This is a genomic window from Cardinium endosymbiont of Nabis limbatus (genome assembly GCF_965196625.1).
Lineage (GTDB): Bacteria > Bacteroidota > Bacteroidia > Cytophagales > Amoebophilaceae > Cardinium.
The window spans coordinates 687,047-703,506 of sequence record NZ_OZ239769.1 but is presented as its reverse complement, the minus strand read 5'-3'; the positions used below and the strand labels follow the sequence as shown (position 1 = coordinate 703,506).

Sequence of the window (16,460 nt, the reverse complement as noted above, 5' to 3'; positions counted from 1 at the left end):
ACAGAAAATCATTTATATGATCAAACCTCTAATCGTTTTATACAATTTATGTTGATTATAAACATAAAAATGTTATCTCGCCTATATATTACTTTATCCATATTGTATAGGGTATGGTTCAAATCCAGTTATTTTATTTAGGTCTATGGGTCTTTTTAATACTTCTCTTCTGATGGTAATGGCTTTTTTGCTCTTAACCCTGGGTATTGGGATTTGCTTTACCAGAATCTCAACTTCATTTCGGGAATATGTTTTAGGAGATCAAGAATTGCATACAGCTCCTTTAACAGGTACGCTATTGGCGCTGATCTATGGAGGAGGAAGGCTAATGGTTGCCGTAGAACAGATCCATAATTTTGGACTTTCTTGGGTCTTTTTTATATTGCTGACCAGTTTTTTACCATACTGGATGATTAGTTGGTTGGCGCTACGTATGACGCCATTCATGCGCAACCTATCTATGTCAGAGAGTATAGGCCGGGTCTACGGTAAATACCCTAGAATGATTATGAGTTTATCGAACATTTGTTTTTCGATTGCTACTATTGCCATTCAAATTAATGTAATGTCTCGATCCATCAGTATGTGTATAGGTTCGGTACATCCGAGCATCGTCACTACTTTTGTGATCTTAATTCTGTTTGTCTATGCCCGAATTGGGGGTATTCGCATCATTACTTTTACAGATGTAGCACAAACCTTTGTCTTTTTTTTGATTATCCCTTTTCTAGCTTTTTCGATTTTTGAGGCAACTGGCAAACCTGAAATATGCTCTTTTTTAGCAACGCAAGAAAATTTTCAACTCGATAAATTGTTTGAATGTGAATCCAAACAATTGGCTATTTTTACACTTTTTCTAGCTAGCCTGGTATCGAGTATAAATCCCCCGATTATACAAAAAATTTATATGTCTGCTGATTGCTTTCAAGCCGGTATGGTTTTTTTCTTTACTAGCTTATTAAGTTTGTTTGTAACTTTTTTTATAATATTACTGGGCTTATATACTTTTGTAGCTGCACCAAATCTATCAGTTACAGAGGTTTGGGGTTACATAATGGCCCATATTTCGCCCATCTGTAAAGGGTTTGTAATCATGAGTTTGGTGGCTATGGCTATGTCTACAGCTGATACTTACTTAAACAGCTGTTCGGTTATGTTTAGTAACGATATAGTAAACAGTGTAATGGAAACAAAATCAGTTCCGTATGATCGCCAACTTCGATTGGCCAAAGCAACTGCTTTCTTGATAGGCATCATTACAACAGTACTAATTTTTTATTGCAGCGATCTATTTTTTTTACTAAAATTGCGTTTTGATTGCTTTATACCTATCGCAACGGCGCCTTTTATCTTAGCTGTTTTAGGTTTTAGGCGTGGTTCCCATACTGCTTTGATTGGTATGGCTACAGGAGTATTGACTATTTTAGCTTGGAATAAGTGGATTGAGCCAGCTACAGATATGAATGGTGCTTTTATAGCTATGATCGCCAATGGAATAGCTATGATGGTTGCACATTATTTAGGCCCTAAACGAAAAAAATAAGTACTTGTTTAAAGCAGTGGTAAAAATTAGCAATACATGCTACTCATCTTCCTGCCCATATTTATTCGTTAACAGAATAGCACCAGATTGCTTACGCATTAAATTATAAGTAGCATAAGCTGCTAAAACCGATTTACCTGAAAAAGCAATACCGCATTCTACTACTTCTTTTACATGTGGATATTGTAATATTTCAGTATGATAGGCTTGTGTTTGTATTTGCGATAAAGCAAGGCTAGCTGCGCTTTCCAATTCTTCTTCTTTACGTACCTGCTTAAATTCTAACAATAACGCTTTTGTACCTTCTTTTTTAGGGATTAATAAAAGATCATAACGACCTAAACCACTTTCTCGATTGGATTTTACATAGTGGGTTCTACCCAAACTAGCCAACATTGCCAAGACAAAACCATGGTAAAATCCTTCTGATTTTCTAGAAAATTGTGTGTCAAAACAACTAGCACTTTGGCGTAAAAACAAACTTAACGCTTGTACAAAAAGAGATACGGATCCAACTACCAAATGTTCTAAAAAAGAATTATAAACACCTCGGTCCATAAACTTACTACTTAACCACTCTGTAAAGAATCTATTGTAGAGTCTACGTATTTCATTATTGGGAATCTTAACGATACAGTCGTATAAATCACTATCTAAACTCAGATTACTGGTTTGGAAGGTCAAATAGCCAGCAAATAAAAGTAAACTCCAGAAAGCAGTTTCACTTCTATTCAGTAAGTCAAAAGCAAGATGTTTATCGATAGATACAGTTAGTGCTTCCCCGCACATCAATTGTTCGAATTGCGCTTTAATGCTGTCATTAGAAGAGAAAATTAACTGCTTAATTAAATCATTATTACCTGTATTGACCCAATAAAGATCAAAACGACCCTCTTCACTCAAACAATAGATAATAGACCAAGGATTATACATGACCAAATCTCCTACTCGATAACCATTGTACCAGCTTTTTACTGCATCCAAACAGGTAGAAAGATCTTGTTGGGTAAATAGATCTTGAACTTCTCCTTCGCTCAAACCAAAGTGGCGGCTATAACCTTTATCTAAAAGGGTATACGTTTTTAGGTTATTCAACCCAGATAACATACTATCCTTAGAAACACGCAATATGCCCGTTAAAACACCCCTTGCTAATGCATCATTATCTTTTAAAGCAGCGCTAAATAGGTTACGCATAAATGCGACCATAGCATCCAAATATTCCTTATTGCCGTAAGCTTTGTTGAGTGGGGTATCGTATTCATCTATGAGAATATAGACCTTTTGAGCATGGTGTTGGTAAAGGCATTGGCTAAGGAGCTTTAAAGATTTTTCTAATGCTTGTTGATTGGCTTGCTTATTGAGGATAGTATGTAATTGTCCTAACTGTATTTCATTAATTGCATCGCTATTCAATAAGTAGGCATATGTGCTATACACCTCTAATATCAACTCATACACCGCATTGTATGCCCCTTGAAAACTATCTGCATTCACATCCTTAAAACTGATCATAATAACAGGATGTTTACCTTGGTGGTTCTTAATATATTCACCACCATCTACCTTACCGATTGCTAAATCATCAAATAAACCTGCTGTACTTATCCCATTTACTTCTGATGCAAAAAAATGCTGAAGCATAGACATATTGAGTGTCTTTCCCCAACGACGAGGACGGGCAATTAGCGTAACCTCATCGCCACTTTTTAGGAAATCAGCAATCATGGCTGTCTTATCACAAAAGAGGTAATCGTTAGAGACTAACTTATGAAAGTTACTAACGCCAATCGGTAATTTTTGCATGCTACTCATCTTCCTGCCCATATTTATTCGTTAACAGAATAGCACCAGATTGCTTACGCATTAAATTATAAGTAGCATAAGCTGCTAAAACCGATTTACCTGAAAAAGCAATACCGCATTCTACTACTTCTTTTACATGTGGATATTGTAATATTTCAGTATGATAGGCTTGTGTTTGTATTTGCGATAAAGCAAGGCTAGCTGCGCTTTCCAATTCTTCTTCTTTACGTACCTGCTTAAATTCTAACAATAACGCTTTTGTACCTTCTTTTTTAGGGATTAATAAAAGATCATAACGACCTAAACCACTTTCTCGATTGGATTTTACATAGTGGGTTCTACCCAAACTAGCCAACATTGCCAAGACAAAACCATGGTAAAATCCTTCTGATTTTCTAGAAAATTGTGTGTCAAAACAACTAGCACTTTGGCGTAAAAACAAACTTAACGCTTGTACAAAAAGAGATACGGATCCAACTACCAAATGTTCTAAAAAAGAATTATAAACACCTCGGTCCATAAACTTACTACTTAACCACTCTGTAAAGAATCTATTGTAGAGTCTACGTATTTCATTATTGGGAATCTTAACGATACAGTCGTATAAATCACTATCTAAACTCAGATTACTGGTTTGGAAGGTCAAATAGCCAGCAAATAAAAGTAAACTCCAGAAAGCAGTTTCACTTCTATTCAGTAAGTCAAAAGCAAGATGTTTATCGATAGATACAGTTAGTGCTTCCCCGCACATCAATTGTTCGAATTGCGCTTTAATGCTGTCATTAGAAGAGAAAATTAACTGCTTAATTAAATCATTATTACCTGTATTGACCCAATAAAGATCAAAACGACCCTCTTCACTCAAACAATAGATAATAGACCAAGGATTATACATGACCAAATCTCCTACTCGATAACCATTGTACCAGCTTTTTACTGCATCCAAACAGGTAGAAAGATCTTGTTGGGTAAATAGATCTTGAACTTCTCCTTCGCTCAAACCAAAGTGGCGGCTATAACCTTTATCTAAAAGGGTATACGTTTTTAGGTTATTCAACCCAGATAACATACTATCCTTAGAAACACGCAATATGCCCGTTAAAACACCCCTTGCTAATGCATCATTATCTTTTAAAGCAGCGCTAAATAGGTTACGCATAAATGCGACCATAGCATCCAAATATTCCTTATTGCCGTAAGCTTTGTTGAGTGGGGTATCGTATTCATCTATGAGAATATAGACCTTTTGAGCATGGTGTTGGTAAAGGCATTGGCTAAGGAGCTTTAAAGATTTTTCTAATGCTTGTTGATTGGCTTGCTTATTGAGGATAGTATGTAATTGTCCTAACTGTATTTCATTAATTGCATCGCTATTCAATAAGTAGGCATATGTGCTATACACCTCTAATATCAACTCATACACCGCATTGTATGCCCCTTGAAAACTATCTGCATTCACATCCTTAAAACTGATCATAATAACAGGATGTTTACCTTGGTGGTTCTTAATATATTCACCACCATCTACCTTACCGATTGCTAAATCATCAAATAAACCTGCTGTACTTATCCCATTTACTTCTGATGCAAAAAAATGCTGAAGCATAGACATATTGAGTGTCTTTCCCCAACGACGAGGACGGGCAATTAGCGTAACCTCATCGCCACTTTTTAGGAAATCAGCAATCATGGCTGTCTTATCACAAAAGAGGTAATCGTTAGAGACTAACTTATGAAAGTTACTAACGCCAATCGGTAATTTTTGCATGCTACTCATCTTCCTGCCCATATTTATTCGTTAACAGAATAGCACCAGATTGCTTACGCATTAAATTATAAGTAGCATAAGCTGCTAAAACCGATTTACCTGAAAAAGCAATACCGCATTCTACTACTTCTTTTACATGTGGATATTGTAATATTTCAGTATGATAGGCTTGTGTTTGTATTTGCGATAAAGCAAGGCTAGCTGCGCTTTCCAATTCTTCTTCTTTACGTACCTGCTTAAATTCTAACAATAACGCTTTTGTACCTTCTTTTTTAGGGATTAATAAAAGATCATAACGACCTAAACCACTTTCTCGATTGGATTTTACATAGTGGGTTCTACCCAAACTAGCCAACATTGCCAAGACAAAACCATGGTAAAATCCTTCTGATTTTCTAGAAAATTGTGTGTCAAAACAACTAGCACTTTGGCGTAAAAACAAACTTAACGCTTGTACAAAAAGAGATACGGATCCAACTACCAAATGTTCTAAAAAAGAATTATAAACACCTCGGTCCATAAACTTACTACTTAACCACTCTGTAAAGAATCTATTGTAGAGTCTACGTATTTCATTATTGGGAATCTTAACGATACAGTCGTATAAATCACTATCTAAACTCAGATTACTGGTTTGGAAGGTCAAATAGCCAGCAAATAAAAGTAAACTCCAGAAAGCAGTTTCACTTCTATTCAGTAGGTCAAAAGCAAGATGTTTATCGATAGATACAGTTAGTGCTTCCCCGCACATCAATTGTTCGAATTGCGCTTTAATGCTGTCATTAGAAGAGAAAATCAACTGCTTAATTAAATCATTATTACCTGTATTGACCCAATAAAGATCAAAACGACCCTCTTCACTCAAACAATAGATAATAGACCAAGGATTATACATGACCAAATCTCCTACTCGATAACCATTGTACCAGCTTTTTACTGCATCCAAACAGGTAGAAAGATTTTGTTGGGTAAATAGATCTTGAACTTCTCCTTCGCTCAAACCAAAGTGACGGCTATAACCTTTATCTAAAAGGGTATACGTTTTTAGGTTATTCAACCCAGATAACATACTATCCTTAGAAACACGCAATATGCCCGTTAAAACACCCCTTGCTAATGCATCATTATCTTTTAAAGCAGCGCTAAATAGGTTACGCATAAATGCGACCATAGCATCCAAATATTCCTTATTGCCGTAAGCTTTGTTGAGTGGGGTATCGTATTCATCTATGAGTATATAGACACGGTGACCATGGTATTGGTAGAGGCATTGACTAAGCAATTCTAAAGCAGATTCTAATTGTTGTTGATTGGCCTGATTACTGAGAATAATACGTAATTTATTCAGCTGTACTGCATTGATTTTATCACTACTCAATAAATAAGTATAGCTACTATACACCTTTAATATCAACTCATACACCGCATTGTATGCCCCTTGAAAACTATCCGCATTGACATCCTTAAAACTTAGCATAATCACAGGATACTTACCTTGATATTCCGCAAGGTATTTGCCACCATCTAACTGGCTAATCGCTAAATCATCAAATAAGCCTGCTGTACTGAGGCCATTCACCTCTGATGCAAAAAAATGCTGCAACATAGACATATTGAGTGTCTTGCCCCATCGACGAGGGCGGGCAATTAAAGTAACTTTATCGCCACTTTTTAGGAAATCAGCAATCATAGCTGTCTTATCACAAAAAAGATAATCCTCTTGTACTAACTCTTGAAAGTTACTAACACCAATCGGTAATTTTTGCATGGTTAAAAAATTTAAGGTGTATAATGATGCATATATTCGTGGTGTACAACTGCAAGATAAATAGTTTTTGTAGGATCTAATAGGTCTGTATGCATTGAGGCCGCTGCAATAGCATTAAAACGAATAACACAGACCATATTGTTAGAACAGTTAATGCCATAAACATGGTTACATGTTTCCTGCACGATTATATGATGCGTACGTATAATATAGTATGATTTTGAAATAAAAAAATATGGGATTGCTAATGTTATATAGATATCTTACATTTCTGTTTGTATTCAAAACAGTTTTATTAAGATGGAGTGTTGGCACAGTGGGGAGGGATACATTAAGCTAGCAACACCCCTACCAATCCATCCACTCAAAAAAATACCCATAGTAAAGACCCAGACCATTACCATACGCATCAAAACTGCTCTATCCGCTACCCTATATAACGTTTGCCAATCCGTAACATATAGTCAAATGCCTCTTGGTATTCATTTTTAATTTTACCCTCTAATATCGCCTCCTTAATTGCCTCCTTAATAAGGCCTACCTGAGCAGATGGTTTGAGTGCAAATGTTTCCATAATAATGGAACCGGTAATAACCGGCTGAAAGTTTCTAATTTTATCACGTACTTCTACTTCTAACACCCTTTTTTGCACTCTATCAAAGTTGGCCAAATATTGCTGCACCTTTATTTCATTTTTAGAGGTAATATCCGCTCTACACAACAAAAATAAATCCTCTAAATCATCACCAACTTCATACAAAAGACGCCGTATAGCGGTATCAGTGACCTCCTTTGCTAAAGCTATAGGACGTAAATGCAACCGAACCAATTTTTGTACATACCCAAGCACTTCCTTACTGGTAGGAAAACGCATTCTTTTAAAGAGCTTAGGCAACATCCTAGCACCCAAATCTTCATGACCGTGAAAAGAAAAACCATGTATAGGGTCAAATTTTTTAGTCAATGGTTTGGCGATATCATGAAAAACAGCTGCCCAACGCAGCCATAGTTTAGGAGAATGCTTAACGAGGTTATCCAACACTTCAAGTGTATGGAGAAAGTTGTCTTTATGGGAATGACATCCAATTTGCGCTTTCCCTGAAAGCTTTTGCAATTCTGGTAACACAATCGACAATAGGTTGGCACCAAATAAAAGTTTCAACCCATAAGAAGGCCTATCGGTAGCCATCAGTTTATGCAGCTCTTCTGCAATACGTTCCTGCGCCACAATGCCCAATCGATCCCGAACAGCCGTCATAGCCGCCAATGTTTCTGGTGTAATGGTAAAATCCAGCTGCGCAGCCAGCCGTATGGCGCGCATGATACGCAATGGATCATCCGAAAAGGTTCTTTCGGGATCACAAGGGGTTCTAATGATCCGATCTATCAAGTCTTGCTGGCCATTAAATGGATCTAATAATCGTCCATAATCTTGCTTATTTAAAGAGATCGCCATTGCATTAATGGTAAAATCTCGGCGCATTTGATCATCAGAGCGTGTACCCATGGAAACACTTGGATTACGGGAATTCAGTAGGTAAGATTCTTTTCTAGCACTTACAAACTCTACCTCCCAACCATCCCAATGCAACATAGCGGTACCAAAACTTTTAAATAGGTTCACAGGAACCGCTTTGTAGGTTGCAACAGCTTGTGCCAGTACCATACCATCTCCTATACAAACAATATCAATATCTTTGGAGGGACGCCCTAACAATCCATCACGCACAAATCCACCTACTAGATAAGTCTCTAACTGAAGCCCATCAGCAATCTCTCCAATTTGGCGCAAGATGGGATGATGATCTATCCCACTGAACAGCGCCATAGCATCCTTACTTTTTATAGGTTCCAAGATTATAATGTTTTAATACATTTGTTTCGTGCAAACAGCTAAGCAGCAAGCGGAGCCTCGGCTCCTTTTTCTATACCCTCCTTTTCTTTTTGCTCGTAAAAGGTTTCTTCTATAGATTCGACTACCTTTTGTATCACCTCTTTATTGTTAAGCTCAGAAAGTCCACGCTTTACAGAGAAACCTACCTTATTGCCATGACAAGCCCCCTCTACCGTTATACATTTAAAGTTTTTAGGAGCCAATCCTACTGCATGTTGCGTATCAACAGGAAGCAACATATCATGCGCACAGTTTGGATCACCCCCAATCAGTTCTGCATAGGTCGCATTGAGTTTTTGTAATCGTGGCCCCTCAATAAAAAAGGGGAATGATTCAAACAATTTAGAAAAATCAGTTAAAACACCCGCAATAGCGGTAATAGGCACATCAATCTCTTTAAGGCCTGAGGCAACGTAATGGCTAATAAAATCACTTTTGGGGTTTAAGTCCAACACGCCTTGAGTGCTTATCCATTTTATATCCCGTAGCATTCTCATCACCTCTGACACTTTCATCGCCACTAATGCTAGATTTTTATACAACGTAGGATGGTTTTCTGCTAAATTTGGGAATTTTTTGAAAAAATATCCTCTTACAGCATCAGCATAGCCTGCTTGTATAGCATTTAAGTCTTCTTCTATTTCACCAAATTTTTGATTAAACTTCTTAACATCGTTAATGTGGTCAAAAATCGGAGCCCCTTTCCAAGGTGTAGCTATAGTAATCAAGTGATCAATCACTATTCCATATTCATTTTTCAAATCACTTCCATATTCTTTAATAAGGGAAAAAGCACGTAATCCACCTTGACTATGGCCTACTAGTACCAAATGGCTACCATATGGCACCGCGCTTTTAATTTCTTCATAAGCTTCTTTAGCTTGCTCTTTGATCGATAATTTCGAACTGGGGCTAGAAAATTTTCCTTTGTTAGAATCTTTATTAAGACATTTTAAAGCAATGATAGTCGCATAGGGGAACATTTTTTTAAATGCTTTTATCATACAAGCAAAGTCACTGGAAATTCTAGCCAATCCATGTAACAATACAACCGCTTGTTTATGCTCTGGCACTTTAGCTACGCGTTGAGCGTTTTCTACTTTTTTAGGAGCTTCAAGATCACCTATCCCATCTGATTCTATCGTTTCTTCCGGGTGATTACCTGATTGCTTGGCATTGCTTTTTTTTAATAAAACTTGTGACTCCGATAAAGAAGGCCGTGGGGTTAATGCAGATGACTCTTTATCTTCTTTATTAAGATCATTACATCCTTCACACCCCACACTTAGGGCAAAACAAAAGAGTACAATAGATCGGTACATGCAAATAAGGGCCTTACGAATCGGTATGATATGGTACATGCGCATCAACTTCCGCAACGGAAAGATAGTAGATAAAATAAATGGCTTAATAGACCTCTTGCATAAGCTATTTATGATCAGCAATTTTTAGGAGAAACGCAGTCGAGCACCGCAGAATACTACATGTATTTGAGGAGCGTAGACAAGCTTCGACACCAAAATGGCCATTAGAAATAGGTTATGCAAGAGGTCTAATGGCTGCTGCATTAGATAAATATAGCACTTTTAAGCTACTTTAGAAAAGATCTGCATGATAAGCATGGTATAGCCAAATCCTTGTTTGCCCTTTATCTAACTATTTATTAAATTGCTTACCTACTCATTATAACAAAATGCATACTCCCTATCACGCGTTTACAACCATACAAGTATACTTGCTTAGGTTGCATCAAACATAAAAGTAAAATGGTCATCACAACCGAACCAGCTATGAAACCAGCCTATCTTTCTGGCCTTAATGAGATGCAAAAGAAGGCAGTCATCCATACCGAGGGCCCATCGATTGTTGTAGCAGGTGCGGGCTCAGGTAAAACCAAAGTATTAACGGCCAGAATAGCCCATCTGCTTAAAGAAAAAAAAGCAGCACCTCATCAGATTCTTGCTTTGACCTTTACCAATAAAGCGGCTGCTGAAATGCGCCACCGCATTACCGGAATAGTGGGCAATGAGGCTAAGGCGTTATGGTTGGGCACCTTTCATAGTGTTTTTATGAGGCTATTGCGTCAGGAAGCCAATAGCTTAGGTTATCCCTCCCATTTTAGTATTTATGACACAGAAGACAGCAAATCACTCATCAAACAAATCACTAAGGCCCTGGGTCTGGATGATAAAGTATATAAACCAGCTGTTGTATTGGGGCGCATTTCGCATGCTAAAAATAGGCTGATTGCACCAGAAGTCTACGCTGCAGACCCAACCTATCAAAAGGAAGATGCCTATATGCGTATGGCTAGGTTCAGTGAAATCTTTCTAAGATATACCCGCCACTGCTTACAAGCTGGCGCAATGGATTTTGATGATTTACTGGTACAGACCCATAAGCTGCTATATAATGATCCTATGCTAAGTGCAAAGTACCAAGCACAGTTTCGCTATCTGCTGATTGATGAGTTTCAAGATACCAATCTAGTGCAATACAGTATTGCCAAAAAATTGGCGGCCGGCCACCAAAACATCTGCGTAGTGGGCGATGACGCGCAAAGTATTTATGCATTTAGGGGAGCTGACATTCAAAACATTTTGCATTTTACGACTGATTACCCAGATCACCACATGATCAAACTTGAACAAAACTACCGTTCTACAGGACATATTGTTGATGCAGCCAACCGGATCATTAGCCACAATGAAGCACAGTTAAAGAAAAAAGTTTGGACGGATAATCCCATTGGGGCACCAATTGACGTACTAACGACCCGCTCAGATATGGAAGAGAGTCGGTTGGTAGTAGATCAGCTGCTTGCAGAAAAGTTCAGCCATCAGCTCCTTTATCGGGATTTTGCTATTTTATACCGTACCAACAATCAATCCCGAAATTTTGAGGAAGCATTGCGTAAAAAAAATATTGCCTATCGCATTGTCGGAGGGCTCTCTTTTTACCAACGCAAAGAAGTAAAAGATCTTTTAGCCTATTTGCGTTTTGTAGTCAACCACCATGATGCAGAAGCCTTTAGAAGGATTATCAATTTCCCTAAACGGGGCATTGGACCCACTACTATTGATAAAATATTTTCTATTGCAGCCGAAAAATCGGCTCCCTTCTGGACAGTGCTGTCCAGTTCAAATGATTTTTTACATGGCGCCACTGCAGCAGCGCTTACCCGATTTGTAACATTGGTGGATACCGCTACCCTAAAACTAGAAAATGAAAATGCATATACCATAGCCACCTATATGGCCAAAGCATCTGGCCTACTCAAGGAACTACATGAAGATAAAACCGTAGAAGGATTAACCCGCTATGAACATATCCAAGAATTGCTCAATAGCATCAAACAGTTTGTAGACCACCCTGAAAACAACGATCCAAGCCTAGGGAGTTTTCTACAAGAAATAGCACTGATTACCAGCGCAGATAAAGAAGATTCAAATGAAGATGCGGTTACACTAATGACCATTCATGCCTCCAAGGGGTTAGAATTCAAGTATGTATACCTGGTAGGCATGGAGGAGGAGCTTTTTCCCTCTCCTATGATGCTAGGGAGCAAAGCAGACTTAGAAGAAGAAAGGCGTCTTTTCTACGTAGCGGTTACCCGTGCACAACTGAAGTTAACGCTATCTTATGCCTTAAGCAGATACCGGTTTGGTATGTTAACGAATGTCAAACCCAGTCGTTTTTTAAAAGAGATAGACGACCATAGAAAAGCTAAAACGATCGCGAAGCCTCGCCTACCTAGCCCTACTGCTAAGGCTACAGTTGCCCCAAAGCATCTCACCAAACCAAGTAGTTCCGTGAGAAAAATAGAGGCACCGTTACCATCTGAAGCTACAACTGATCCAACTACTTTAGAAGTTGGGCAGATGGTACATCACTGCCATTTTGGCTTAGGAAAAGTTTTGCGATTGGGTGCATCTGCAGGCATGCCTAAAGCGGTTATTCTTTTTGATAAATTTGGAGAAAAGACCCTCTTGTTAAAGTATGCAAAACTAGAAATACTGCCTTCAACACAGAAGCCCTATATTTAGATATTATTTTTAACCTAATAACCGATAATGTACGACTATAATACAATCCGATCGCCTTTAATGCTTAAAGAATATGGTAGAAACATACAAAAGCTCATGGAACAAATTGCAACCATTGAGGATAAAGCTGTTCGCACACAAAAAGCCCATAGTATTGTAAAGCTAATGGAAGTGGTCAACCCCAATGCAGAATCACCACAAAAACGGTGGGATGACCTTTTTATACTATCAGATTATAAATTAGATATTGATAGTCCTAATCCAAAACCTATTAAAAGGGAAAATAACCAACAAAATTATGCCCATATGCCCTTTATGCAGCTGATCAGATACAAATATTATGGGCGGCATATGGAGTCACTCCTAAAAAAAATAACGACCCTACCCACACTCAAAGAGCAAGAGCAGATGCTTATAGCAGTCGGAAAATTGATGCGTCGTTTTAGCAGCACATGGAACAACGATTACATCAATAATGAAAGAATTATTCAGGATATCAAGCGGATGCTGCCAGATGGTACAACGCTTGATGTAGAAATCATACGTACCCTACCAGATGATGGTGCCAATAACCAAAAGCCTAGAAACAAGCACCACGTAAAATCCAATACTTCTAAAAAGTAGGCGCAGCAATAGTAAGCTTACTATACAATCTAATTCGGGGAAATGAGTAAATTTATTGTCAAGGGGGGGCATCAGTTATCTGGCACCATCAGGCCACAAGGGTCCAAAAATGAAGCACTACAAGTGATGTGTGCCACCTTATTGACCAATGAAGTAGTAACCCTCTACAATGTACCGAATATTGCAGATGTCCAGAGTATGATGCAACTGCTGGCCCTTTTGGGGGTGCAGATTACCCCATTGGGGAATAGAGGGTATCAGTTTTGTGCCACCCATCTTGAAAAAGATGCGATGTGTACAGCAGCATTTCGAGCGGCATATACTAAAGTAAGAGGTTCTATTATGTTGCTGGCGCCTCTTATCATCCGTTTTAAAAAAGCAGTGATCGCTAAGCCTGGAGGAGATAGAATTGGGCGCAGAGGGCTACATGCGCATTTTGAAGGGCTCGTGCAACTAGGTATTGCTTTCGAACCTGCTGAAGCCAGTTGGATCGCCCAATGCCATCTACTAAAAGGCGCCGATGTACTGATGTCAGAGGCATCGGTAACCGGAACGGCTAATCTGATTATGGCTGCCAGCGTGGCCAAAGGCAAGACCGTTATTTATCCAGCAGCTTGTGAACCGCATGTACAGCAACTCTGCCATATGCTCGTAGCCATGGGCGCGCGCATTACCGGTATTGGTTCTAATATATTAACTATAGAGGGCGTACCAGCGCTAAAAGGCACTACACACACGATATTACCAGATATGTTGGAAATTGGAAGCTTTATTGGACTGGCTGCAGCGACCCAATCTACACTCACCATTACAGATGTACCTATTAAACTTTTTGAACCTGTTTGGTATTGTTTTAAAAAATTGGGTATTGTACTAGAAAAGCAGGGTCATACCTTACATATTCCAGCCCAATCCTGCTATACGATTCAAACGGAGATGGATGGGAAGCTTGTAACGCTTTACGATGCCATTTGGCCAGGGATACCCGCTGATTTAATTAGTATTGCCGTGGTAGCTGCTGTACATGCACAAGGGCATATACTCATCCATCAAAAAATGTTTGAAAGCAGACTCTTTTTTGTAGACCATTTGATTGAAATGGGCGCACGACTGGTATTATGTGATCCGCATAGGGTACATATCGTAGGCCTAGGGAGTGGCCAAAAGCTACATGGCATCCATATGAGCTCAAGTGACATCAGAGCAGGCATTGCTTTGCTCATTGCAGCACTAGCAGCAGAGGGAACCAGTATTATTGAAAACATTCACCAAATCGATCGAGGATATGAGCGTATTGACCAGCGCCTTAATGCATTAGGTGCATCGATTGAAAGGGTTTAAGGATGTGTGTTGCATTTTTTGCTTGATAAAAAGTATCTATTCACGTATGGTGGAAGCTTAAGGAAAGTCTAGTCTAGCACAGAAATGCAAATGGATTGTTAGCATACTCCATCGCCCATGTCCACCGATAAAAAGTTGGCGCAATTGAAAACAACCGCCAATTAAAATGATGTTTTAGATGCAGATTCATCGCATGCATCTTTTAAGCGTTTAGCATAATCCTCACTAAGACGTCCTTTATTATACAACGCATCGATTTCTGCCTTAATCCTTCCCCAATGTTCACTAGTTAAAAAAAGAGAAACTTCAGCTAAAATCGCTTTGAATCTATGCAATGCTCTATGCCAAATATATTCCATATCACCACCAGTTCTGAATAGCTTGAAGTTTATAAGCCTAATATCCCTACGATCAGTTGGCATATAAGAACGGGCAAATACAGAATATTGCTTGCTATCTTGCTTAAAAAGTGACTCCACAGCTTTTGATTGGTTAGACAAATCATATATTCTTTTAAACACATTTTTAAACATTTCTAAGTATGTATTACTTTTTAAGAAAGTACCTTCATTAAATAATGGATCACTATTGTGTCTATGGTAGCCATCATGTCTATAATCAACTATGGTATGGAGTAATGAAAAATGTTTTGAGTTATGAGTATATAGCTTAAGTAATTCTTCTACATTTGAAACATTTTCCAAGAACTTTTCAAGTAGTTTAGATAAATGAAATAAGACAACATAATATATAGGTGCAGTACCTAAAGCTTTATCATGTTCAGTAATAGATTTTTTAATAATTTCATCCCGATCTATAGTTATTATATCAGAAATCATATTAGCTAGCTTATCATCTGACAAATTCCATTTCTGTGCCTGATTACACTTCCAATTATAAAATACCCAACCCAATAGACCAAATGCATGTGAAGTATATTTTGTATTTATACCAACATACCTAAAACTAGCTACATGCGTTTTTTGTACATACTGCTTAGCCAATAGAGGCATATATGCATCTGCATGCTGCGTTTCCAACGCAACTGCTAAAAGGCTCTTATATACATGCCAATCTGGGTCCAAAATATGCATACGGTTTTCATCATAATCAAAACCCGGCGTAACACCGCCATATTGCACCTGTTGATTTATCCATTTACTGTCCTTATCAGACAAAAGATTTAAAATTACGCGATAGCAATAGCCATTTTGATCGTGATTGTGATCATGATACTTTATAGAATTCATCAGGGATTTTAAAGAGATCTTTTCACTTATTGACTCATTAGAATTCTTTTTCTTGAGATCAAGTAGTTTTTTTGTATTTTCTTCACAAGATTCACCAAGTTCATATTTATCAGATATACGATCATAACCATTATATTTTCGACCCCTTATGTTTTTTTTACTTATTGTACATACATGTCCATAGATTAACAAAATTGCAACAAAAGGTATTATCCCCATACTTCGCTTATCACGCATCCTTGTTAGTTTTAGAAAGCATATAACATATTTATTCATCATCTTAGTATTTTAAAATTTAATTATTTGATTCAGGTCTTAATCAGATACTATACAGATAGTATAGTTAAATGTCGAAACTATTTCAACAAACATAGAAGGATCCTCAAAATATAGATATTTTCTACTTATACATTGCTTTTA

The 16,460-nt window shown here is 37.9% G+C and carries 10 protein-coding genes; 4 read left to right on the top strand and 6 right to left on the bottom strand.

All coding sequences use genetic code 11. The features are described 5' to 3' along the window. The first annotated feature begins 172 nt into the window (after nucleotides 1-172). A complete protein-coding gene (locus ACOALF_RS03265) occupies nucleotides 173-1,543 on the top strand; it encodes a sodium:solute symporter family protein (protein ID WP_419241083.1) in 1,371 nt (456 codons plus the stop codon). Between the two features lie 39 nt (nucleotides 1,544-1,582). Here ACOALF_RS03265 and ACOALF_RS03260 read toward each other — a convergent pair whose 3' ends face one another. The 5 genes from ACOALF_RS03260 to ACOALF_RS03240 form a co-directional block, all read right to left on the bottom strand. Beyond that, nucleotides 1,583-3,349: an AAA family ATPase gene (locus ACOALF_RS03260; RefSeq protein ID WP_419241082.1), complete on the bottom strand. Its 1,767-nt coding sequence runs from the start codon at nucleotides 3,347-3,349 to the stop codon at nucleotides 1,583-1,585. 1 nt (nucleotide 3,350) lies between these two features. Next, complete coding sequence (locus ACOALF_RS03255) at nucleotides 3,351-5,117, bottom strand: AAA family ATPase (protein WP_419241082.1); 1,767 nt, start codon at nucleotides 5,115-5,117, stop codon at nucleotides 3,351-3,353. Between the two features lies 1 nt (nucleotide 5,118). Continuing rightward, nucleotides 5,119-6,885 carry an AAA family ATPase gene (locus ACOALF_RS03250; protein WP_419241081.1) on the bottom strand — a complete coding sequence of 589 codons (1,767 nt, stop codon included), beginning with the start codon at nucleotides 6,883-6,885 and terminating at the stop codon, nucleotides 5,119-5,121. Nucleotides 6,886-7,312: 427 nt separating this feature from the next. Continuing rightward, nucleotides 7,313-8,713: a CCA tRNA nucleotidyltransferase gene (locus ACOALF_RS03245; protein ID WP_419241916.1), complete on the bottom strand. Its 1,401-nt coding sequence runs from the start codon at nucleotides 8,711-8,713 to the stop codon at nucleotides 7,313-7,315. Between the two features lie 65 nt (nucleotides 8,714-8,778). Further along, complete coding sequence (locus ACOALF_RS03240) at nucleotides 8,779-10,101, bottom strand: esterase/lipase family protein (RefSeq protein WP_419241080.1); 1,323 nt, start codon at nucleotides 10,099-10,101, stop codon at nucleotides 8,779-8,781. 444 nt (nucleotides 10,102-10,545) lie between these two features. Between ACOALF_RS03240 and ACOALF_RS03235 the strand changes: the two genes are divergently transcribed. From ACOALF_RS03235 to murA, 3 genes are read left to right on the top strand one after another with little or no spacing between them, the layout of a single operon-like run. After that, complete coding sequence (locus ACOALF_RS03235; protein ID WP_419241079.1) at nucleotides 10,546-12,825, top strand: ATP-dependent helicase; 2,280 nt, start codon at nucleotides 10,546-10,548, stop codon at nucleotides 12,823-12,825. A 27-nt stretch (nucleotides 12,826-12,852) separates the two neighbouring features. Next, complete coding sequence (locus ACOALF_RS03230) at nucleotides 12,853-13,449, top strand: DUF4290 domain-containing protein (RefSeq protein WP_419241078.1); 597 nt, start codon at nucleotides 12,853-12,855, stop codon at nucleotides 13,447-13,449. Between the two features lie 42 nt (nucleotides 13,450-13,491). Next, nucleotides 13,492-14,790 carry a UDP-N-acetylglucosamine 1-carboxyvinyltransferase gene (gene murA / locus ACOALF_RS03225; protein ID WP_419241077.1) on the top strand — a complete coding sequence of 433 codons (1,299 nt, stop codon included), beginning with the start codon at nucleotides 13,492-13,494 and terminating at the stop codon, nucleotides 14,788-14,790. A 161-nt stretch (nucleotides 14,791-14,951) separates the two neighbouring features. Here the strand turns inward: murA and ACOALF_RS03220 are convergent, their stop codons facing one another. Further along, the gene (locus tag ACOALF_RS03220; protein ID WP_419241076.1) at nucleotides 14,952-16,277 is read right to left on the bottom strand and encodes a hypothetical protein; all 1,326 of its coding nucleotides are present in this window, start codon (nucleotides 16,275-16,277) and stop codon (nucleotides 14,952-14,954) included. Nucleotides 16,278-16,460 lie beyond the last annotated feature (183 nt).